The following is a 20,481-nucleotide window of genomic DNA, read 5'->3' on the forward strand; positions in this document are numbered from 1 at the left end:
GCCGCGCGCCGGTGTTCCGGCGCTGGACGGGAATGTCCGCGTGCAAGAGAGAACTCCGTTGCTCGATGCGAATCCGAGCAGCACAAGAGAGCCGCTTCGGTCTGGACGCGAAGCGACGGAACGTTCAGCAGGACCGCGCCGCCGCTAGAAGCGGGGCGTGCGGGTCACAGCGGCCGCGGCCGCAGCAGAAGCACTGGACATGCCGCGGAGGCTAGCAGGGGAGGCGGTGCGCGGTCGCGGCATTTTTCGGTGGTGCCGCGCAGCGGTTTTCGCGGCTGCGTCGGGTCAGTTCTGGTCGGAGGATTCGGTGCGAGGGGCCGCTTTGAGCGCGATCACGGTGACGGCCGCCGCGATCATCACGATGCCGACCACCCAGAGGCCGGTGCGTTGGGAGCCGGTCGCGTCCTTGAGCGCGCCGGTGATGTAGGGCGCGGCGAAACCGCTGATGTTGCCCAGCGAGTTGATCAGCGCGATACCGCCCGCGGCCGCAGCACCGGCCAGGAAGTTGCTGGGCAGCGCCCAGAACGTCGGCAGCGCGGAGCAGACGCCGACCGCGCAGGCGGTCACCGCGACCATCGCCAGGAACGGGTTGCCCAGGTAGAGGGCGATCGGGATGCTGACGCCGCCGAGTAGCAGCGGCAGCGCGACGTGCCAAACGCGTTCCCGCTTGCGGTCGCCGTGCGTGCTCCAGAGCACCATCGCCACCGCGCCGATCACGTAGGGGACCGCCGTGATCAAGCCGGTTTCCATGGTGGACAGTTCGGTGCCGTACTGCTGCTCGAACCCCTTGATGATGGTGGGCAGGAAGAACCCGAGCGCGTACAGGCCGTAGGCGATGCCGAAGTAGACGAACGCCAGCGCCAGGATCCGCGGGTGGGTCAGCGCCTTGCGCAGCGGCCAGCTGTGCTTGGCCTCGGTCTGCTCGCGCTCGGCCGTCAGCTGATCGGTCAGCCAGGTGCGTTCCTCAGCGGTGAGCCACTTCGCCTCCGACGGCCGGTCGGTCAGGTAGAACCAGGTGACGAAGGCCAGCAGGATCGCGGGCACGCCCTCGACCAGGAACATGAACCGCCAGCCGGACAGGCCGAAGATCCCCTCGCCGCTGGTGATCAGCACGCTCGACACGGTGGCGCCGATCGCGCTGGACACCGGCACGGCGGTCATGAACAGCGCGACCGCCTTCGCCCGCTGCGCCGCCGGGAACCAGTACGTCAGGTACAGGATGATGCCGGGGAAGAACCCCGCCTCGGCCACGCCGAGCAGGAAGCGCAGCACCACCAGCGTCGTGGCGTTCGGCACGAACGCCATCACGGTCGCCACCACGCCCCAGGTGATCATGATGCGGGCGAGCCACTTGCGCGCCCCGAACCGGTGCAGCGCGAGATTGCTCGGCACCTCCAGCACCAGGTAGCCGATGAAGAAGATGCCCGAGGCGAAGCCGAAGAGCGTCGCGGTCAGGCCGAGCTCGTCGTTCATCCCGTTCGGGCCGGCGAAGCCGATGTTGACCCGGTCCAGGTAGTTGACGAAGTACAGCAGGCACAGGAACGGCATCAACCGCACTGCGACCTTGCGCAGGATGCGGTTCTGCACCGCGGCAGGGGCTTCCTCGACTCCGCTCACGCGAGTGACCTAAGTCCCATCCCCCTGATGGGTCAAGGCCCTGCCCGCTGGTTGGGACAGCCGGTGACTGCGCCGCGACCCGCCGACGTTACCGTTGAGGCATGCCCGAACGCCCAATTGCCCTGGTCACCGGTGCCTCACGTGGTATCGGTGCCGCCGTCGCCCGCTCGCTTTCCGACACGCACGACCTGCTGTTGGGCGGGCGCGACGCCGACGCGCTGCAAGCACTCGTCGACGAGCTCCCCGGCGCCAAGCCGTGGCCGGTCGAGCTGACCGACCACGACGCCGTCGCTGCCGCGGCCGCCGACATCGACCGGCTGGACGTCGTGGTGCACAGCGCCGGCCTGGTCGAGCTCGCTTCGGTCGCCGATGCCACCAGCGACTCCTGGCGACGCACGTTCGAGCTGAACCTGTTCGCGGTCACCGAGCTGACCCGCCTCCTGCTGCCCGCGCTGCGCGCCAGCAAGGGCCACGTCGTGCTGGTCAACTCGGGCGCCGGGCTGTCCGCGAAGCCGAACTGGGGCTCCTACGCCGCGAGCAAGTTCGCACTGCGCGCCTTCGCCGACGTGCTCCGCGCCGAGGAAGCGGCCAACGGCGTGCGGGTCACCTCGGTGTTCCCCGGCCGGACCGCCACCGACATGCAGCGCGGCATCCGCGAGCAGGAGGGCGCCGAGTTCCAGCCGGACCACTACCTGCGTCCCGAGTCGGTCGCCGGCCCGATCGTGTCCGCCGTGCGCGCCAGCGCCGACGCCCACCTCACCGAGATCGTCATCCGGCCGTCCTGACCGCGCACCTGCGCTAGCGGGGCCTCAGCGTCGGCCTGACGAAGATCGGCGGTGCTGGGGCCCGCCGGCCGAGTGCTGAGGTCCGCGTTCGCGCGGGTGCACCGCAGTGCGCAGGTACCGCGAAGAGCTGGAACCTGGTTCGACGGTGGACGGCTCGCCTGCCCGGGCGTCCGGCCGCTGCGACGCGTCCGGACGTCAGCCCGGGACTCGCGGGCCAGGCGCGGTGACACCCCGCTCAGCCCGCGGAGACGGCTTCAGCCGCGGACGTGTTGCGCCGCAGTGCGGGCAGCCGCCTGCACTGCGCGGCGGTCCACCTGCGTGGGTTCCCGGTCGCGCAACACGCGGTCACCCGCGACCCAGACGTCCCGGACGCAACGCGAACCTGCCGCCCACACCACGTTCGCCAGGATCTGCTCGTCCGGCACGTCCAGTCCGGTGGCGAACGCCGGGTTGTCGACGTCGAGGTGCACGATGTCGGCCCACCGGCCCGCTTCCAACGAGCCGATGTCGTCCCGGTGCAGCGCCTCCGCTCCGCCCCGGGTGGCGGCGAGCAGCGCCGCGCCGGCGCTCAGCGCGTTGGCGTCACCGCTCAGGGTGCGCGCGAAGAGTCCTGCCAACTGCACCTCCTCCCACAGGTCGAGGTCATCGTTGCTGGACGGCCCGTCGGTGCCCAGGCCGACCGGGACGCCGGCGGCCAGCAGGTCGACCAGCCGCGCCGTCCCCGAAGCGAGCTTCGCGTTGGAACCGGGGCAATGCGCCACCCCGACCCCGCGGCGTGCGAACAACTCAATGTCCTCATTGGACAGGTGCACGGCGTGCGCGGCGAGCACCCGGCCGTCCAGCACACCGAGCTTCTCCAGCAGCTCGGGCACCGAACCGAACTGCTTTCGCTGCTCGATGTCCTCGGCGAGGGTCTCCGCCACGTGCGTGTGCACCAGCGCCCCGCGCTGCTGCGCGGACTCCCCGATCGCCTGCAGCGCCTCCGGCGGCAGCATGTACGCCGAGTGCGGGCCGTAGGCGAGCTCCACCCGGTCACCGGGGCCGAACCGCAGCCCGTCGGCGTCGATCCACCGGTCGATGCCGTTGACCATGCCCTGCCAGCCGCCGAGCTTGTCCAGCTCCGGAGTGGCGATCACCGCCGGAGCGCACACCACGCGCGAGCCGACCGCGAGGGCCGCACCGGCCACCGCCTCACCGTCGAAGTACATCTCGGCACTGGTCGTGACACCGTTCCGCAGCATCTCGACGCACCCGAGCTCCATGCCCGCCCGGATGTCCGATGAGCGGAGCCTCGCTTCGGCCGGCCAGATCACCTCGCGCAGCCAGCGCAGCAGCGGAAGGTCGCCCCCCATCCCCCGCAGCAGCGTCATCGGGCTGTGCGCGTGCGAGTTGATCAGGCCCGGCAGCAGGATCCCGCCGCATTCCCGGACGTCCGCGTCGTTCGGACGTTCCGGCGCAGCACTGCGCGGCCCGCAGTACGCGATGCGGCCGGTCTCATCGATGTCCACCACCGCATCCCGGATGACCGAGCATCCCGGGTCGCAGGGCAGGACCAGCGGTGCGTGCAGGCGCAGTGCGATCGACATGCCCGCATTCTGCCGGACGCCTATCCGGTTCCTAAGCTGCTCATGAGCAGCATCATGATCACCCCCGCCAAGCCCGCGATGCCGGTCAGCACTGCCACGAGAACGGTGTCCTGAGTTCGCTTCGTCATGACTCCAGAGTCGCGAACCCGCAGGCCCATGACCTCGGCTGAAAGGCCAGCCGTCCTCGTTCGATCGGTCATTGCCGAAAGGCCGACGGGCCGACCGGCCGACCCCGGAGGGGTGACGGCGATCAACCCGCGTCGGGTGGTCCGGTCTCGATCAGGCGGCCGCCGTCCAGCCGGAGCCAGCGATCGACCCCGATCCCCGACAGGAACCGCTCGTCGTGGCTGACCACCACGAACGCGCCTTCGTAAGCGTTGAGCGCGCTCTCCAGCTGACCGACGCTGACCAGGTCCAGGTTGTTGGTGGGCTCGTCGAGCAGCAGGAGCTGCGGCGCGGGCTCCGCGTTCAAGACGCAGGCCAGCGTCGCGCGCAGCCGCTCACCACCGGACAGCGCACCGACCGGCAGGTGCACCCGGGCTCCCCGGAACAGGAAGCGGGCGAGCAGGTGCATCCGCTGCGATTCCGGCATCCTCGGCGCGAACTGGACCAGGCTCTCCAGCACCGTGCGGTCGAGGTCGAGCAGGTCGAGCCGCTGGGAGAGGTAGGCGATCCGGCCGTCGGCCCGCTTGATCCGGCCGTGCTCCGGCTCCAGCTGGCCCTCGACCAGCCGCAGCAGCGTGGACTTCCCGACCCCGTTCGGGCCGGTCAACGCGATCCGCTCGGGGCCCTTGATGGCCAGGTCGGCGCCCTCCCCGGTGAAGAGGGCACGTCCACCTCGGCTGATCTGCATCCCTTCGCCGACGAACACCACGCGACCGGCCGGGACGCGCGTGCCGGGCAGCTCCAGCGCGATCTTCTGCTCGTCCCGCAGCCCACGGCTCGCCTCGTCGAGCCGGGACTTGGCCTCGTCGACCCGGCTGGCGTGCATCTCGTTCGCCTTGCCCGCGGTCTCCTGCGCACGTCGCTTCAAACCGCCCGCGACGATCTTCGGCAGGCCCGCGTTGCCGATGTTGCGGGCTGCGTTGCTGGCCCGCCGCGCAGCTCGTTCACGGGCCTGCTGCATCTCGCGCTTCTCGCGCTTGAGCTCTTGCTCGGCGTTGCGGACGTTCCTCTCCGCGACCTCCTGCTCGGCGCGGACCGCTTCCTCGTACTCGGTGAAGTTCCCGCCGTAGAAGCGGATTTCACCGCTGCTGAGCTCGGCGATGCGGTCCATCCGGTCGAGCAGCGACCGGTCGTGGCTGACCAGCAGCAAGCAGCCGTTGAACTCTTCGAGCACTCCGGCGAGCTGGCGTCGCGCATCGCCGTCGAGGTTGTTGGTCGGTTCGTCCAGCAGGAGCACGTCGGGCCGCTTGAGCAGCTGCGCGGCGAGGCCCAGCGAGACCACTTGGCCGCCGCTGAGGGTGTGCAGCTGCCGGTCGAGCTGCACGTCGGACAGGCCGAGCCGGTCCAGCTGGACGCGGGTGCGCTCCTCGATGTCCCAGTCGTTGCCGATGGTCGTGAAGTGCTCTTCGGCGGCATCGCCGGATTCGACCGCGTGCAAGGCCTCGATCACCGCGGACACCCCGAGCACCTCGGCGACGGACAGGTCGCCGACGAGCGGGAGGGTCTGCGGCAGGTAGCCGAGAACGCCGCGGGTGGACGCGGTTCCGCCGCTGGGCCGGTACTCGCCCGCGAGCAGTTTGAGCAAGGTGGACTTGCCTGCGCCGTTGGGCGCGACGAGCCCGGTGCGGCCGGTGCCCACCGTGAACGACAGCTTCTCGAACACCGGGGTGTCGTCCGGCCAGGAGAAGGAGAGGTTGGAGCACGTGATGAACGCTTCGGACATGCGAGAGCCCTCGGAAGTGATGCGGGCGCGTTGAAGCGACCCGATGTGGAATGGGGAAACGTGACGCGACGAATCAGCCACCGCGGCGGCGCCCCGCGCCTCCCCGTGGCCGATCACTCCCGGGAATCACCCGGAGATGTCGTCGTCCCCTACCCCTGCCACTGCCACTCCTTCGTTCACGCCTCACTCGCAGCCCGGGATCCTAACAGCAGGCAGCCCGGGATGCGGACTCATTTTCCGGCCGCCGACCTCATCAGTCGTCCATCAAACCGCTGCGCCAGGCCCACGCGGCCGTTTCCACCCGGTTCCGCGCCTTGATCTTGCTCTGCGCGGAGGCCAGGTGGGTCTTCACCGTGGACAGGGACATGAACAGCTCCTGCCCGATCTCACCGTTGGTCAGACCGCGCGCGGTCGCCCGGACCACGTCGAGCTCGCGCTCGGTGAGATCCACGTCCGGGACCGCTCGCCGCTGCGCCTGCGGCTGGGAGAAGTGCTTGAGCAGGCGCACCGTGATCTGCGGTGAGACCAGCGCGTCCCCGCGCTGGGCGGCGCGGATGGCTTCGAGCAGCAACGTGGGACCGGCGTCCTTGAGCAGGAAACCGCTCGCGCCGTTGCGCAAGGCGCGGTCGACGTACTCGTCCAGGTCGAAGGTGGTCACCACCACGACCTTGATCGGATCGGTCACCTCGGGGCCGGCCAGCTGCTTGGTCGCCTCCAGGCCGTCGATGCCCGGCATGCGGATGTCCATCAGGCACACGTCCGGCCGCTTCTCCCGCGCGACCCGCACCGCGTCCACCCCGTTGGCGACATCGGCCACCACCTCGATGTCGTCCTGGGATTCCAGGATCATTCGGAACCCGGCGCGCACCAGCTCCTGGTCGTCGGCGATCAGCACCCGGATCATCGCTGCCCCTCATCTCCGCTCTGGTCTTCCAGCGGCAGCTCGGCTTCGACCCGCCAACCGACGTGCTCGCCCGGCCCGGCGTGAAACCTGCCGCCGAGCAACTCGATCCGCTCCCGCATCCCGACGAGACCGTATCCCCCCGACCCACCGACGGGTTGGCGGCGCACCCCCGAGCCGTCGTCGGTGATCAACGTGTACAGGTTCTCGTGGTCGGCCCACACCTTGACCTGGACCAAGCTCGCGTCCAACGCGTGCTTCTCCGAGTTCGTCAGGGATTCCTGCACCACGCGCAGCGCGGACCGCGCCACTTCCTGCGGAACCGGGCGGTGCACCAGGTCGACCCGCAGGTCCACCCGCGGTGGGCGGCTGTGCTCCGTGGGCTGGCGCTGGGCCGATTCCACCAGCGCCCGCAGGTCGGCTTCGAGGTCGGTGGTGGCCTGCTCCGTCGCGGCCGAAGCCCCGGCGGGTTCGGTGCTGCGCATGCTGCCCACCAGCCGCCGCATCGCGGTCAGCGCCTCGGTGCCGCTCTCCGCGATCCGCGCGAGCGCGTCGGTCGCGGCCTTCGGGTTCTTCTCGGCCACCATCTGCGCTGCCTGCGCTTGCACCACGATGCCGGTGACGTGGTGCGCCACCACGTCGTGCAGCTCGCGGGCCAGGGCCATCCGCTCCGCTTGCTGCGCGCTCTCCACCGCGGAGTGCACCGTCCGGGCGCGCTCCTCGTCCCTGGCGCGGAAGTACATCCCGGTGCCGACCGAGATCACCAGCAGCAGCCCGCCCATGAACACCGCGGGCATTAGCTCGCTCGTGTTGCCCGGGTCGTACTCGTAGAGATCGTTCCGGTACCTCGGGGTCATGAACACGGAGAGCAACGTCACCACGACCAGCGTGGCGGTGGCCTGGATGGCACGCCGGGTCTCCGCGTGGCGGACCACGTAGGTCACCAGCAGCATGCCCGCGCCGGTCGCCGCCAGGGACACCGGTCCCAGGATGTTGCCCCGGCTGCCGGTCAGCCCGAGCACCTGCATCACCAGGGTCGTCAGCAGCATCGTCGCCGCGCCCAGGTAGGCGGACTCGGTGGGCCGCATCGGGGCGAACGTGGCCAGCACCGCCATGACCAAGCCGCTGAGCAGCACCACCAGGCCCGACAGGAAGCTCAGGTTGTCGTTCTTGCTGAACTCCAGGAACAGCAGGATGCTCAGCGCGGCCATCACCGGCCACTGGCGCCGCAGCAGCCCCTGCATCGGGGAGTCCTGGAAGCGGCTCCGGCCGGGCCAGTTCCCGCGCAGGTACAGGCCGGTGCCGGTGGCCAGGAGCAGTTGCAGGAACCCGAAGGACAGCGTCGACTCCAGGTCGCCGTCCGAATAGGTCGCCACCTTCATCCGGACCACGACCGAGGCCAGGCAGGCCAGCACGAGCACGGCGGTGACCGGGATGGCCTTGCGCAGCGAGCTGGCCCGGAAGAGGTAGAGGACCAGCAGCAGCCCGGCGGCGTTCTCCGTCGGCAGGATCTCCGCAAGACCGAGGTGGTAGACCTCCGAGCGGGTCAGCACCAGCACCGCGGTGTCGCCGACCAGCGCGAGGGCCGCGAGCAGTCCACATCGGACCGGGGACCGCCTGCCGAGGACGGCGAGCAGCGCCATCGCGACGATGCCGGGGATCATCAGCGGCCCGCCGCGCTGGTAACCGCCGATGCTGACCAGCGCCAGCGCGTCGCCGCACAGCACCAGGCCGAGCAACGCCGCGAAGATCCATTGCTCGCGCAGCAAGCTGCCGAACCGGTGCCACCAGGGCGCGTCCGGTCCGGGTTCGTTGGGCGTCGCGAAACTGCTCACGCCGAAACGGTAGTCCCTGCGCCTTGTCGAGCGCCTTGGCCGATCGGCTTGAACAACCTGGCCGATCGGCCGACCTCCGGCGCACGATCAGCGGCCCGCAGGCCGATCCGGAATCTGCGCCCGCCGACCAGTCTTGATGACATCGCGGCGGCCCGCCCCCAGCGGCGCCCCATCACCCAGAGCAGTGCGCACGAGCAGGAGGAAGACATGTCGGCTCCCATGGCCGCGCAGCGGCCCGGAGATCCGTTCCTGGTGGGACGGGGGCTGGTGAAGAACTACGGCGCGTACCGCGCGCTGGCCGGGGTGGACATCTCCCTCCGCGCCGGTGAGGTGGCCGCGATCGTGGGGCCGTCCGGATCCGGTAAGACCACGCTGCTGCACGTGCTGGCCGGCATCCTGCGCCCGGACGGCGGGGAGGTCCTGCTCGACGGGCACCGCATCGACCAGCTCGGCGAGGCCAAGCGCAGCGCGCTGCGCAGGCACGAGTTCGGCTTCGTCTTCCAGCAGGGCATGCTGGTCGGCGAGCTGACCGCGGCCGAGAACACGGCGTTGCCGCTGCTGCTGGCCGGCGCCAACCGCAAGCAGGCGATGGCCGGTGCGCGGGACTGGCTCGGGCGGCTCGGCCTCGGCGGCATGGAGGACCGGCTGCCCGGTGAGCTCTCCGGTGGTCAGGCGCAGCGGGTCGCGATCGCGCGGGCGCTCGCCCACCAGCCGAAGGTGATCTTCGCCGACGAACCCACCGGCGCACTGGACACGCGCACCGGTGAGGAGACCACCAATGCGCTCTTCGCCGCCGCTGCCGCCACCAACGCGGCAGTGGTGATCGTGACGCACGACCGCGAACTGGCGGCCAAGGCCGGCCGGGTCGTGGAGATCCGCGACGGGCTGATCGCCGGCGGGGTGATGGCCGCATGAATCCGGTGCAGTTGGCGCTGCGGGTGCTGCGCGTGGACTCGCGCAGCCGCCTGTCCGCCGTGCTCACCGCCGCGGGAGTCGCGGTGGCCACCGCGCTGATCCTGTTCCTGGCGACCCTCCCGAACGCGACGGAAGCCCGTTTGGCGCGGTCGGAATGGCAGCAAGGCTCGGTGACGGAGTCCGGTGTGACGATGGCCAACCGGGACTTCTTCCAGAACGATCCCATCGTGCGGCTGGACGTCTCCGGCCGGGCCGAGCCGGGCAGCGGGGCGCCGGACTACCCCGGCCCCGGCGAGGTGCTGCTGTCCCCGCGACTGGCCGAACTGGCCGAGCAGCATCCGGACCAGACACTCGCCGACCGGTTCGCGGGCCAGGTGGTCGGCACGATCGACGAAAGCTCGCTGAAGTTCCCCGAGCAGCTGGTCGCGATCGTCGGGCACGCACCCGGGGCGCTGGACGTGGCGGAGGCCGCGGAGAAGGCAGAGCTGGCCGGCGCGTTGGCGGTCGGCAACAGCGACCTCATGCTGGACATCCTGGCTGGAGTCGGCATCGTGCTGCTGGCGATCCCCAGCATGGTGCTGGTCGCCTCGGCCGCCCGCCTCACCGCAGCACGACGGGAACGCCGACTGGCCGCGCTGCGGTTGGCCGGAGCCACTCCCGGGCAGGTGATCGGCGTGGTCACCGCCGAGACGGCCGTCGCCGCTGTGACGGGCACGGTCGTGGGGCTGCTGCTGAGCTGGCCGCTGCGCTACCTCGGCACGCAGGTCCCGTGGGGCGGTGGCACCTGGCTGGCCAGTGACTTCACCCCGTCGGTGGTCATCGTCGCGCTGGTCGGTGTGCTGATCCCGACGCTGGTCGTGCTGGCCGCGGTGCTGGGCCTGCGGCGGGTGGTCCGCACGCCGCTCGGCGCGGCGATGAGCCACACGCGGAAGCGACCGAAGGCGTGGCGCCTGCTCTTGCTGGTCGCCGTGGGCGCGTTCTTCCTCTTCGGGCTTTACACGGCCGAGGAGACCGGCGGCATGGGCGTCCTGCTCGCCTCGCTGGCAGCGGTGCTGCTGTCGGCGTCCATCATCGGACCATGGCTGACCGGGACGCTCGGTTCGCTGTTCGCCGCCGCGTGGCGGAAACCGTCGGTGCTGCTGGCCGGAAGGCGGTTGAGCAGCGATCCGAAGGCCGCCTATCGCTCGGTGTCGGGCATCGTGCTGGCGGTGTTCGTCGGGACGATGGCACTGACCCTGCTCCCCAGCTTCGAGGCGTTCGCCGGCGGCGGCCGCTCGTTCAAGGACACGGTGCTCTACGTGGACGTCCCGGCGGCGCAGGCCGCTGAGCAGGAAAAGCGCATCAGGGACGGGCTGGCCGCCAGCGGAACAGCCGCGACGGTGGCGAGCACTGAGAAGATCTTCCTGGAAGCGCCCGACGGGCAGACCGTCTCCGGGCTCGTGATCGATTGCCAGGCTGCGGCGGCGCTGACCCGGATCAACGTCGGGGACTGCGCCGGGCCACCCGCGATCCGGGCCGCCGCGTCCCAGCAGCTGCCCAGCTCGGGCCTGAAGGTGCAGGCATCCCCGCTGGCGGGCGCCACCTTCGACGAAACTCCGTCGATCGTGCTGTCCGGGGAAGTCCCGATTCGCCCGCTGGGTGCCAACGAGGATCCGGACCTCGACTACACGGTGCTGGTCGATCCCGCGCTGGTGCCCGGGTTCCCGGAGGGGGAATCGACGCTGGCGGTGAACCCGGCGAACGATGCGGACCGGGAGAAGGTGAGGACGGTGCTCGCGGCCGCTGTGCCGGGGGAGAGCTTCAACAGCCGTGAGCTGCGGCTCTACGACCAGCAGCTGTTGCTCGGCGACCTCAAGCGGGTCACCGCCATCGGGCTCGGGCTGACCGCGTTGCTGGCCGGGTGCAGTGCGGCGATCACGGCGGCCTCGTCGGTGGTCGACCGGCGGAAGACCTTCGCCGCGCTGATCGCCGCAGGTACCCCGGTCCGGGTGCTCAGCCGAGCTCTGCGCACTGAATCCGCGCTGCCTGCGCTGGTCGCGACGATCGGGGCGGGCGTAGCAGGGACCGCGGTCGCAGCTGGGATCTTCACGCTGTTCGGTGACTACCCGGTGGTGCTCAGCGGCTGGCTCCTGGCGCCGGTGGTCATCGGACTGGCCGTCGCGGTGATCGCGTCCGCCAGCAGCGGGCCGATGCTGCGCCGGATCAGCGCGGAGCGCATCAGCGAGGAGTAGACCAACGGCAGGTCGGTGTGCGGGCACGGTCGGGAACGGCCGTGCCCGCACACGCATGTGCCCGGCCAGCCGATCGGCCAGTCAGGCACCGCACGGGACTGGCCGATCGGTCAGCCGGCCCGGCCACCTGACCGATCCGCCGACCCCCTGGAAGAGGAGAAGCTTGTGGTGTCAACGAGGAAGGGCGCGAGCAGCGGAGCGCCGGGAGCCAGGAAGGTCGGGGTTGAAATGGTCACCACCATCTTTTCCATCATCGGAGGCGTCCTCGCAGTGGCCGTGCTGCTGCTCATGTCGATCAGCTCGGTCCTGCCGGACCTGCTGGAGCGCTTCGCGCCGCGGCAGAGCGCCGACGAGGCGGTCACTCGGCGGATGGATCGGTCCCGAGGCAGCGCCGGTTCAGCCGCGACAGCTCGTCGTAGCGCGGTTGCCTCGGTGCGGGGGACTGGAAGTCACGCGGTGCTCCCCGCCGGGCACGCCGGTTCGCTTCCCTGGTGACGCTGAACATCGGCCGGGAGGTGCTGGGGCGCTGTCCGGAGCGCAGCCAGGCCAGTCGGTGCAGGGCTTCGCTGTGGTGATCGGTGATCGTGACCCGCGCGGAGTCGAAGGAGTACAGCACGGCCCGGTTGATCTCGACGATCGCCCGGTCCCGCCACAGGGTCCGTTCGGTGGAGGTGTCCATGCCCAGCCGTTCGGCGACGTGCCTGGTGATCCCGTAGGCGTTCTCGTCGGCCAGTCCGCGGGTGCCGATCTCGGTTCCGACGAACCAGGTGTTGAACGGCGCGGCCGGGTAGCGGATTCCTCCGATGTCCAACTGCATATTGCTGATCAGCGGCACGGTGTGCCAACGCAGTCCGAGCTCGGCGAACCACGGGTGTTCCGGGTGTTCCAGCGGAACCTCCTGCACCACGTCGCGGGGCAGGGTGACCAGCTTGATGCCCTCGTGGGCGGTTTCCACCACGAGCGGCAGGTGGTCGAAGCGGCCGCGCTGAACCGGCGGTTTCCAGCCCATCCGCTGGACTTCCGCGGTGAAGCCGCTGTAGCGGGCGTCGCCGAGCACTCCGCCGCCGGACATCGCATAACCGGCGTAGCGCACCACCTGCTCGTTCCAGATGCGCGGGCCGGGGTTGCCGGGGGAGTCCGGGGCGAAGACGGTGACCAGCGGCTGGATCCGGCCGGCGTTGGTGGCCAGCCGGAGGTGTTCGAAGCACTCGCTGGCGATGGCCGAGCCGTTGCGAAGCCCGCGCAGGTCGCGGACCTTCAGCCGGCGCCACGGAACTCCGCTGGTGCACCAGCCGCTGTCGCGGAGCGCGACTCGCGCGCCGTAGGCGAGCTCGGGACCGGTGTGCCGGTAGGTGCCGGTGGCGGCGATCGAGCGACGCACCTCGGTCAGCCGTTCGGCGAGCGACCCGGCCTTCGGGTGTGCGTCGTGGAAGGCACGCAGGAACTCCTCGGCGGCTGAGACGTCCGTGGTCGGATCCGTCCGCACGAGCGCGCTCGAAGAAGGGCTGTCGCCGGACTCGCCGACCTCGCACGCAACGTCCAGGGCTTGCTCGGGCGGCCGTTGCTGGATCGGGATCACTTCATCACGGGTAACCGTCACGGGCCGGAAACGTAGTCGCGATCGGCGCTTACTCGTCACTCCAGCGGCACTCTTCTTTCCGGTGAAATTCCTGGCCACGATCGTAGCCATGACAACCGGACGTGAACGGCGTCGGCCAGTATGCATCTGAACTTGATCGCTCAATCAAGCGAATCGTTATCTGTTGATCTTCGTTGCCGGACGGCTCGCTGCGCCGCCACCAGGAGCGACCGCGAGGTCCGGAAGACGCCAGCCGCCGGAGTCCGCAACGGCGATGCTGGGTGCTGTGACCGATCAGAGCAACACCAAGACGATCTTGAAGCGCATGTACGCGGCCGAGGCCGAGTACCTGCTGGCGGGCGGGCCCGGCAACGCCGACTTCGAACCTCTCGCCGAGCACTTCTCGTCGGAGGTCGTGCTGCACCAGGCCGAAGCGCTGCCCTACGGCGGGATCTGGCGCGGCCACGCGGACTTGGAGCGGTTCTTCGCCGCGATGAGCGGGACCTGGGCGGTGTTCGAGTTCGTCGAGCAGGAGCTCGTCGCCACCGACGAGGACACCGGGACCGCGGTGGTGCTCACCCAGGTGCGGGCCCGTTCCCGCGCCACCGGCCGCGAGCTCGAATTCCCGATCCTGCAAACGATCACCATCCGGGACGACCGGATCGCCGAGGTCCGGCCGTTCTACTGGGACACCGCGGCGATAGCCGCAGCCTGCACGCCCGAGCAGGCAACGCCGCATCGCTGAACCGAACTCGCGGCACGCGAACGAATCCCCCGGGCAGTCACCGGCTGCCCGGGGCAGCCACGGCCAGGCGCTCAGGCGGGCTGGCGCGCCATGAAGATGTCCACCGGATCCTCGGACTCGATGAAGAACCCGTGCCGTTCGTACAGCCGCAGCGCCGGGCTGCCCTGCAGCACGTTCAGCCGCACCAGGAGCCCATCGCGGTCGCACTGCTCAAGCAGCAGGCGCAGCACGCCCGAACCGATGCCACTGCCCTGCAGGCGCGGGGCGAGGTAGAAGTGCTCCAGCCAGTGGGCGTCCTCGGCCGGTCGCAGAGCCACGCAGCCGGCGAACGCGCTGTCCACTTCGATCACCTGGGTGCAGGCGGGGTCGAACCCGTCGCGCAGCCGCTGCCGCACGCGTTGCTCGTCGTACCGGCCGAGCCGTTCCAGATCCGCCCGCAGCACCACGGCGCGCAGCTCGGCCACCGCCTCGACGTCGACCTCCGAAGCCGCTCGAACATCCCAGCTCACCACGGGCGTCACGCTACTTCGGACTGATCTAGCGCCCGATGGAGCCGTCGATGTGCTCGCGGAGGATGTCCGCGTGGCCTGCGTGCCGCGCGGTTTCCTCGATCATGTGCAGCAGGATCCAGCGCATCGATGGCGGGGCCGCCTCGAGCACCGAGCGCACGCCAGGCGTGCCCAGGTCGCTGCACGCCAGAGCGATTTCGTTGCTCCGCCGGATCGCACGCCGGTAGGCGCTGATCAGCTCGTCAGCGGTTTCCTCGGCGGTGGGCCGAGCCTGGTTGTCCAGAACCGGCACGTCGAGGCCGGCGTAGGACCACTCGAACCAGTTCGCCTCGACCGCGGTCAGGTGCTTGATCAGGCCGAGCACGCTGGTGCCGGAGGTGACTCCGGGAGTGCGGGCCTGCTGGTCGGAGAGACCGGCTGCTTTGGCGATGACGGCTTCCCGGAGGTAGTCCAGGAAGGCCAGCAGCATCGTCGGCTCATCGGTGTTGATGTCCGGCGGCCCGAGATCACTCCGTGGCGCGAGGTCCGTCATGCCGCGACAGTACGCGGTCAGATGCGCTCGAAGATCAGATCGCGGATCTCCCGGCCTTCCTCGTGCGCCCGGTTCTCGAACTTGGTGACCGGCCGCCACTCCGGCCGCGGCGCCCAGCCGCCGGGTTCGTCGGCGTAGCGGTTGCGCAGCTGCGACTCGCCCTGGCAGACCTCCAGCATCTGCTCGGCGTAGTTCTCCCAGTCGGTGGCCAGGTGCAGCACCCCGCCCGGCTTGAGCCGGGAGGCGATCAGCGCCACCGACTCGGACTGGACCAGCCGCCGCTTGTGGTGGCGCTTCTTCGGCCACGGGTCGGGGAAGTAGATGCGGACCTCGTCCAGCGACTCCGGTTCGAGGTGCTCGCGGAGCAGCACGAGCGCGTCGCCGCGCAGCAGCCGGAGGTTGGCGACCTCCAGCTTCTCCGCGCGCAGCATGAGCTGGGCCAGGCCGGGCTTGTAGACCTCGACCGCCAGGTAGTTGGCCTCGGGCTGGGCGGCCACCAGCTGCGCGGTCGTCTCCCCCATGCCGGAACCGATCTCCAGCACGACCGGCGCCGAGCGGCCGAACCAGGACGCCACGTCGAGCGGGCCTGCCGGAAGTGCGGTCACCTCGGAGCCCAGTTCGGCCCAGTGGCGATCCCAGGCCCGCTGCTGGCCCACCGTCATCCGCTCGCCCCGCTGGACGTAGCTCACGACGGTACGACGGAAAGGAACCTGCTGGTCAGAGGCGTTCACGGGGAGCCAGTATGGCAAACCGGCCGCTCGCGCCGAGCAGCGCGGTACTGGTCACCAGGATTCGATCTGCGGCAGCATCGCGACCAGCCCGGCGACGCCCTTGACCGGGATCGCGACCGGCTCGGGGTCGTGGTGCGCGGGCACCACGTTCAGCCAGCCGTTGTGCTCGTCGGTGAGCGCCACGGTGGTCGGCATCTGCATCGGTGCCCGGTCCGACGGCGCGTACTCCCAGTACCCGGCCTCGCCCGTTCCGGCCCAGGGCACGAACACCCAGCCGGGGCGGGCGCGCAGGACCGCGTGCACCTCGTCCTCGACCTCGAACGCCGCTTCGCGGGACGGCAGCTCACCGCGGTCCAGCGCCCGCAGCCACCACGGCGCGGGCAGCCGGTGCTTGGCACCGTGCAGCTTGCGGAACAGTTCGAGCACCTGCGGTTCCGGCGCGGTGTGGATCCAGCTGCGGCGCAGCGAAGCGGGCTTGGCCGCTTCCAGCGCTGGTGGATGCGCCTCCGTCGTCAGCGACCACTCCAACCGGGGAACCGGTTCCAGCTGGACCTCGTCGGCCGACCGGCCCGGTCCGATGACCGAGCCCTCCTGCGGTTGCACCATTGGCCCACCCCTCTGCTGTTGAGAAAGTTGCGAGCCGCCAACTCGCCCTCGACCAGCTCATGCCCCCAAGCGACGCTGGTTCGGGACATCCCTACTCAATGCCTTACCACAGCGGATGCGATCAATGACACCATGTAGTCAATTGTGTCTGAATTCACACATTGCCGACCGCTGCGGATCGCTCCGGCGACCCGCCCCGAGACCGCCTGGAGTGGACAGATGGCCGACCAGATGATCCAACGGGTCGAAATCGACGGCGGTGTCGCCGTGGGTTTCGACAGCTCCGCGTCGTCGGTGCGTGCGCTCGTCGCGGCCGCCGAGGAGGCGAGGCGGCGCAACACCGTGCTGCACGTGGTGCGCGCGTGGAGCCTGCGCACCGCTCCGAGGCCCGCGGACTGCCCGCCGAACGTGATGCCGAGCATGGACGCCTTCCAGCAGGCGGTCCAGGAGGACACCGAGCGGGTCGTGAGCGCCAAGCTCGGCGAGCACGGTGACCTCCAGGTGCAGTTCCACATCGTCCACTCGCCATCGCCGCAGGCGCTGCTGTCCGCGTCGAAGGGTGCGGACCTGCTGGTCGTGGGGCACCGCGGGCGCGGCGGGTTCGCCGGGCTGATGCTCGGCTCGGTCGCGGAGCAGTGCGTCCGGCACGCGGCGTGCCCGGTGCTCGTGGTCCGTCCGAACGTCTGAGGGCGTCTTCGCCAAAAGCACGTGGCCGACGGGGAGGGCTCCGCCGGGGTCTAGCCGAAGAGGTCGTCCGGCGGGCTCAAGAGGCGTGATCCACAGCCCTTCGCCCGGTCTCGGTTCCGTGCTGCGCGGCGCAGTGCCTCTGCGTTCGCGGTGATGCGGCAGGGTGGAGAGCCACCCGGGCGACGTTCTTCGTGTTCGGGTCGGCGTCGAAGACGCCACCAGGATCACCGACCGCGCCACTTCGGCATGGGGCCGAGCTCGTCGTCCGTCGTGCGGAGGAGGGGCCGGGCGACTAGCTTGTCCAGGATCCGGCTGTGCTTCACGGGCGCGGCTGCCTATCGCGGAAAGCACAGGGCCCGGGCCATCCCCCGAATGACAGCCCGGGCCCTCCCCCGTCCCGACCGCCGGCGCCCCCGAGCGCTGCTGCAGTCGGTCGATTCACTTGTGCCAGTCGGCCGCGCCATCGCCAGTCCCGCACTATGTCCACTGAGGACACTTCGCGCCGCGTTGATCAGGTGCGTCGAGCGGGTGACGGCTGCGGCTCGATCTTGCCGCCGATCCTATCGGTTGACGTGATCAGACTCTCGGCCGGGCCGGGTAACGTTTTGCTATCCGCCGCCCAACTGGGCATTTCCAGAGTTGATCATGGTGGGTTCCAGCACGGACGATCCGCGCTGGTCAGGCGTCCCGGCGCTGCACGACGACCAGGGCGATCACCCAGATCGCGAGCACGACGGCCGCGAAGTAGCCCAGCGATCCCCACGGTCCGAGCGGCATGCTCGCGGCACCGTCGGCAGGCATTCCGGACAGGAAGTTGCTGGCGTGGTTGAACGGCATCCACTTCTGCACGGTCTCGCCGATCCCCGGGATGAGGCCGACCAGGCTCTCCACCAGCAGCGACCAGATCAGCAGCAGCGTCACCGCGCCCGCGGTCTGCCGCAGCAGCGCGCCGACCGCGACCGCCAGCACCGCGCCGAGGGCGAACACCAGGCCGACTCCCGCGACGATCCGCCAATCGTCCGCAGTGGTCAGCGCCAGGTCCGAGGCGGGCGCGAGCACCTTCGCCACGGCCCATGAACCGAAGGCGGAGAGCTCGCCGATCACCAGCGCCACCAGCGCGACAAGCACGGTCTTGGCGGCCAGCGCGGCAGTGCGGTTGGGCACCGCGAGGAAGGTCGCGCGGATCGTGCCGAAGCGGTACTCGGTGGTGATCGACAGCGCGGCCAGCACCAGCACCACCATCAGGCCGAACTGGTAGCCGGCCTGCGTCATCCCCAGCGGGATGACGTCCATCTGGCTGGCGAACAGGCCCGCGAACCCGATGGTCAGCGCCAGGGCGAGCGCGGCGCACCACCACGCCGAGCGGGTGGAGAAGAGCTTGATCCGTTCCACGGCGAGCAGGGTCATCGGGCCACCCCCGGAGCGATCGGCGCGGCCACGCCGAGATTCGTCTGGTATTCCACGGAATCACTGGTCAGCTGCATGAAGGCGTCCTCCAGCGAACCGCGCTGCGCGGTCAGCTCGTGCAGCACGATCTGGTGCTGCGCGGCGAGTTCGCCGACCTGCTCGGTCTCCGCGCCGTCGATCACGAGTGTGTCGTTGGCGGTGGCGCGGACGCTCAGGCCCTGCGCGGCGATCAGCTGCTGCAGGTCGGATGCGTGCGGTGAACGCACGAGCACCGCCTGCGAACCGGCGTTGTCCACGAACTGCTGGGTGCTGCACTGCGCGATCAGCTCGCCGCGGCCGATCACCACGAGTTCTTCGGCCGTCAGCGCCATCTCCGACAGCAGATGGCTGGAGACGAAGACGGTGCGGCCCTCCGCGGCCAGGCCCTGCATGAACCGGCGGATCCAGTGGATGCCCTCCGGGTCCAGGCCGTTCACCGGCTCGTCGAACAGCAGGATCTTGGGGTCGCCGAGCAGCGCGCCGGCGATGCCGAGCCGCTGCGACATGCCGAGCGAGAAGCCGCCGGCGCGGCGGTTGGCGGCACCTTCCAGGCCGACCATGCCGAGCACCTCGTCGACGCGGCGCAGCGGGATGCCGTTGGACTTGGCCAGCCACCGCAGGTGGCTGCGCGCCGAGCGGTTCGGGTGCACCCACTTCGCGTCCAGCAGCGCGCCGACGGTGGTCAGCGGGTTCTTAAGGTCCTGGTAGCGCTTCCCGTCGATGCGCACCTCGCCCGCGGTCGGGCGGTCCAGGCCGAGGATCATCCGCATGGTGGTGGACTTCCCGGCGCCGTTCGGACCCAGGAAGCCCGTGACCTGGCCGGGCTTCACCGTGAACGACAGGTCGTTCACCGCGACTTTCGGGCCGTAGCGCTTGGTGAGGCCGATCGCCTCGATCATGATCACTCCTGTTGCCGAGGACAACGCTGGGCGGCCCGTCCGGGCCACGACAGCAACGATGCCCGCTCAACAGGTGCGCGGGCATCGTTCCGGTGTATCGACCTGGGGTCAGACCCAGGTCGTAGACGACCCTGACCAGAGGATGACTCCGCTGGTCGGCGGGCTCAGCCGAACCAGCGGTCGAGGATCGCGGCCAGGCCGTCCTCGGCGACCGGGGCGGCGACCTCGTCGGCGGCCGCGTGGACGGCCGCCGGACCCTGGCCCATCGCCACGCCGTGCGCCGCCCAGCGCAGCATCTCGATGTCGTTGTCGCCGTCACCGGCGGCGAACGTGTCCGAGCCGAGCACGCCCAGTTGGGCGCGCAGCTTCTCCAAGGCCGAGCCCTTCGACACGCCTTCTGGCGTCACGGTCACCCAGGGCTCGTAGTGGTCCAGCGTGTAGGTGCACGACGGCAGTTCGACGCCGGCGAGCCGTTCGACGACCTCGGCGGGCCGTCGGCCGGGCCAGCTGGCGATCAGCCGCGGCGCCGGAACGGCGGCCAGTTCGTCCACTGTGGTCGGATGCTGCAGGCCTTCCAGCTGGTGCGCCGGGAACTCGGCGGTCACCCGGTTGCCGATGCCGAGGTCCTCGGCGGCGAAGATCACGCCCGGCAGCCGGGCCGACAGCTCCGCCAGCACCGGTGCGAGGTCGAACGTCTCCACCGACGCCGCCTCCCGGGTGGCCACGTCGAGCAGCACCGCCCCGTTCGAGCACAGGGCGAATCCGCTGGTCAGCTGGAGTTCATCGAGTACGGGATCGACACCGAGCACGGTCCGGCCGGTCGAGATGACGACCTGGCCGCCCCCGGCGATGGCGCGGTGCACGGCGGCCTTGACGGCTGCCGAGATCAGCCCGGTGTCCGGGTTCAGGAGGGTTCCGTCGACGTCGAGGGCGATGAGTCGGGGTTTCCACGCGGCGTCGGTCACCAGGGCAGGCTATCCGCCGGTTCG

Annotated in this window: 18 protein-coding genes; 5 read left to right on the plus strand and 13 right to left on the minus strand. The window is 70.2% G+C overall.

Features of this window, described 5'->3' with window-relative positions:
- Positions 1-285: 285 nt before the first annotated feature.
- The gene (locus tag ATL45_RS13935) at positions 286-1,548 is read right to left on the minus strand and encodes an MFS transporter (RefSeq protein WP_093151568.1); all 1,263 of its coding nucleotides are present in this window, start codon (positions 1,546-1,548) and stop codon (positions 286-288) included.
- 170 nt (positions 1,549-1,718) lie between these two features.
- On the opposite strand from ATL45_RS13935, the gene ATL45_RS13940 reads away from it, so the two are divergent.
- Positions 1,719-2,402, plus strand: coding sequence for an SDR family oxidoreductase (locus ATL45_RS13940; protein ID WP_093151085.1), 684 nt, complete (start codon positions 1,719-1,721; stop codon positions 2,400-2,402).
- 254 nt (positions 2,403-2,656) lie between these two features.
- Here ATL45_RS13940 and ATL45_RS13945 read toward each other — a convergent pair whose 3' ends face one another.
- The 4 genes from ATL45_RS13945 to ATL45_RS13960 all read right to left on the minus strand — a co-directional run bounded on the left by ATL45_RS13945 (position 2,657) and on the right by ATL45_RS13960 (position 8,612).
- The gene (locus ATL45_RS13945; protein ID WP_177241948.1) at positions 2,657-3,988 is read right to left on the minus strand and encodes an amidohydrolase family protein; all 1,332 of its coding nucleotides are present in this window, start codon (positions 3,986-3,988) and stop codon (positions 2,657-2,659) included.
- Positions 3,989-4,238: 250 nt separating this feature from the next.
- On the minus strand, positions 4,239-5,876 hold the full coding sequence (gene abc-f / locus ATL45_RS13950; protein WP_093151088.1) for a ribosomal protection-like ABC-F family protein: 1,638 nt from the start codon (positions 5,874-5,876) through the stop codon (positions 4,239-4,241).
- A gap of 253 nt (positions 5,877-6,129) precedes the next feature.
- Entirely contained in the window at positions 6,130-6,780 is a 651-nt protein-coding gene (locus ATL45_RS13955) for a response regulator transcription factor (RefSeq protein ID WP_093151093.1), read from the minus strand.
- Entirely contained in the window at positions 6,777-8,612 is a 1,836-nt protein-coding gene (locus ATL45_RS13960; RefSeq protein ID WP_093151096.1) for a sensor histidine kinase, read from the minus strand. The genes ATL45_RS13955 and ATL45_RS13960 overlap by 4 nt, the downstream gene beginning before the upstream one ends.
- A gap of 207 nt (positions 8,613-8,819) precedes the next feature.
- Between ATL45_RS13960 and ATL45_RS13965 the strand changes: the two genes are divergently transcribed.
- Together ATL45_RS13965 and ATL45_RS13970 are read left to right on the plus strand one after the other, a co-directional pair.
- Positions 8,820-9,527 (plus strand): ABC transporter ATP-binding protein, encoded by a 708-nt coding sequence (locus ATL45_RS13965; protein WP_093151101.1) that lies wholly within the window; start codon positions 8,820-8,822, stop codon positions 9,525-9,527.
- Positions 9,524-11,758: an ABC transporter permease gene (locus ATL45_RS13970; RefSeq protein WP_246025333.1), complete on the plus strand. Its 2,235-nt coding sequence runs from the start codon at positions 9,524-9,526 to the stop codon at positions 11,756-11,758. The genes ATL45_RS13965 and ATL45_RS13970 overlap by 4 nt, the downstream gene beginning before the upstream one ends.
- 358 nt (positions 11,759-12,116) lie before the next feature.
- On the opposite strand, the gene ATL45_RS13980 is transcribed toward ATL45_RS13970, so the two are convergent.
- Positions 12,117-13,358 carry a nitric oxide synthase oxygenase gene (locus ATL45_RS13980; protein ID WP_246025334.1) on the minus strand — a complete coding sequence of 414 codons (1,242 nt, stop codon included), beginning with the start codon at positions 13,356-13,358 and terminating at the stop codon, positions 12,117-12,119.
- Positions 13,359-13,623: 265 nt separating this feature from the next.
- On the opposite strand from ATL45_RS13980, the gene ATL45_RS13985 reads away from it, so the two are divergent.
- Positions 13,624-14,082, plus strand: a complete 459-nt coding sequence (locus ATL45_RS13985) for a nuclear transport factor 2 family protein (RefSeq protein ID WP_246025335.1) — start codon at positions 13,624-13,626, stop codon at positions 14,080-14,082.
- Positions 14,083-14,153: 71 nt separating this feature from the next.
- On the opposite strand, the gene ATL45_RS13990 is transcribed toward ATL45_RS13985, so the two are convergent.
- The 4 genes from ATL45_RS13990 to ATL45_RS14005 all read right to left on the minus strand — a co-directional run bounded on the left by ATL45_RS13990 (position 14,154) and on the right by ATL45_RS14005 (position 16,460).
- A complete protein-coding gene (locus tag ATL45_RS13990) occupies positions 14,154-14,594 on the minus strand; it encodes a GNAT family N-acetyltransferase (RefSeq protein WP_093151579.1) in 441 nt (146 codons plus the stop codon).
- A gap of 25 nt (positions 14,595-14,619) precedes the next feature.
- Complete coding sequence (locus ATL45_RS13995) at positions 14,620-15,123, minus strand: DinB family protein (protein ID WP_093151111.1); 504 nt, start codon at positions 15,121-15,123, stop codon at positions 14,620-14,622.
- Positions 15,124-15,140: 17 nt separating this feature from the next.
- Positions 15,141-15,785 carry a tRNA (guanosine(46)-N7)-methyltransferase TrmB gene (trmB, locus tag ATL45_RS14000; protein WP_218150536.1) on the minus strand — a complete coding sequence of 215 codons (645 nt, stop codon included), beginning with the start codon at positions 15,783-15,785 and terminating at the stop codon, positions 15,141-15,143.
- A 120-nt stretch (positions 15,786-15,905) separates the two neighbouring features.
- Entirely contained in the window at positions 15,906-16,460 is a 555-nt protein-coding gene (locus ATL45_RS14005; protein WP_093151120.1) for a hypothetical protein, read from the minus strand.
- A gap of 219 nt (positions 16,461-16,679) precedes the next feature.
- Here ATL45_RS14005 and ATL45_RS14010 point away from each other — a divergent pair, with 219 nt between their 5' ends.
- Positions 16,680-17,147, plus strand: a complete 468-nt coding sequence (locus ATL45_RS14010) for a universal stress protein (protein WP_246025336.1) — start codon at positions 16,680-16,682, stop codon at positions 17,145-17,147.
- Positions 17,148-17,825: 678 nt separating this feature from the next.
- Here ATL45_RS14010 and ATL45_RS14015 read toward each other — a convergent pair.
- The 3 genes from ATL45_RS14015 to ATL45_RS14025 all read right to left on the minus strand — a co-directional run bounded on the left by ATL45_RS14015 (position 17,826) and on the right by ATL45_RS14025 (position 20,457).
- Positions 17,826-18,554: a hypothetical protein gene (locus ATL45_RS14015; RefSeq protein WP_093151124.1), complete on the minus strand. Its 729-nt coding sequence runs from the start codon at positions 18,552-18,554 to the stop codon at positions 17,826-17,828.
- The gene (locus ATL45_RS14020; RefSeq protein ID WP_093151126.1) at positions 18,551-19,492 is read right to left on the minus strand and encodes an ABC transporter ATP-binding protein; all 942 of its coding nucleotides are present in this window, start codon (positions 19,490-19,492) and stop codon (positions 18,551-18,553) included. Before ATL45_RS14020 ends, ATL45_RS14015 begins: the two co-directional genes overlap by 4 nt.
- A 164-nt stretch (positions 19,493-19,656) precedes the next feature.
- Complete coding sequence (locus tag ATL45_RS14025; RefSeq protein ID WP_246025337.1) at positions 19,657-20,457, minus strand: HAD family hydrolase; 801 nt, start codon at positions 20,455-20,457, stop codon at positions 19,657-19,659.
- Positions 20,458-20,481: the final 24 nt, after the last annotated feature.

This window comes from Saccharopolyspora antimicrobica (assembly GCF_003635025.1).
In the GTDB taxonomy this organism is placed as follows: domain Bacteria; phylum Actinomycetota; class Actinomycetes; order Mycobacteriales; family Pseudonocardiaceae; genus Saccharopolyspora; species Saccharopolyspora antimicrobica.

Bases quoted from the DNA above. Each gene is read 5' to 3' on its own strand.
- ATL45_RS13945 (WP_177241948.1), bottom strand. From the start codon at position 3,988: ATGTCGATCGCACTGCGCCTGCACGCACCGCTGGTCCTGCCCTGCGAC.
- ATL45_RS14015 (WP_093151124.1), bottom strand. From the start codon at position 18,554: ATGACCCTGCTCGCCGTGGAACGGATCAAGCTCTTCTCCACCCGCTCG.
- ATL45_RS14010 (WP_246025336.1), top strand. From the start codon at position 16,680: ATGGCCGACCAGATGATCCAACGGGTCGAAATCGACGGCGGTGTCGCC.
- abc-f (WP_093151088.1), bottom strand. From the start codon at position 5,876: ATGTCCGAAGCGTTCATCACGTGCTCCAACCTCTCCTTCTCCTGGCCG.
- ATL45_RS13965 (WP_093151101.1), top strand. From the start codon at position 8,820: ATGTCGGCTCCCATGGCCGCGCAGCGGCCCGGAGATCCGTTCCTGGTG.
- ATL45_RS13935 (WP_093151568.1), bottom strand. From the start codon at position 1,548: ATGCCGTTCCTGTGCCTGCTGTACTTCGTCAACTACCTGGACCGGGTC.
- ATL45_RS13970 (WP_246025333.1), top strand. From the start codon at position 9,524: ATGAATCCGGTGCAGTTGGCGCTGCGGGTGCTGCGCGTGGACTCGCGC.
- ATL45_RS14020 (WP_093151126.1), bottom strand. From the start codon at position 19,492: ATGATCGAGGCGATCGGCCTCACCAAGCGCTACGGCCCGAAAGTCGCG.
- trmB (WP_218150536.1), bottom strand. From the start codon at position 15,785: ATGACGGTGGGCCAGCAGCGGGCCTGGGATCGCCACTGGGCCGAACTG.
- ATL45_RS13995 (WP_093151111.1), bottom strand. From the start codon at position 15,123: ATGACGGACCTCGCGCCACGGAGTGATCTCGGGCCGCCGGACATCAAC.
- ATL45_RS13940 (WP_093151085.1), top strand. From the start codon at position 1,719: ATGCCCGAACGCCCAATTGCCCTGGTCACCGGTGCCTCACGTGGTATC.
- ATL45_RS13955 (WP_093151093.1), bottom strand. From the start codon at position 6,780: ATGATCCGGGTGCTGATCGCCGACGACCAGGAGCTGGTGCGCGCCGGG.
- ATL45_RS14005 (WP_093151120.1), bottom strand. From the start codon at position 16,460: ATGGTGCAACCGCAGGAGGGCTCGGTCATCGGACCGGGCCGGTCGGCC.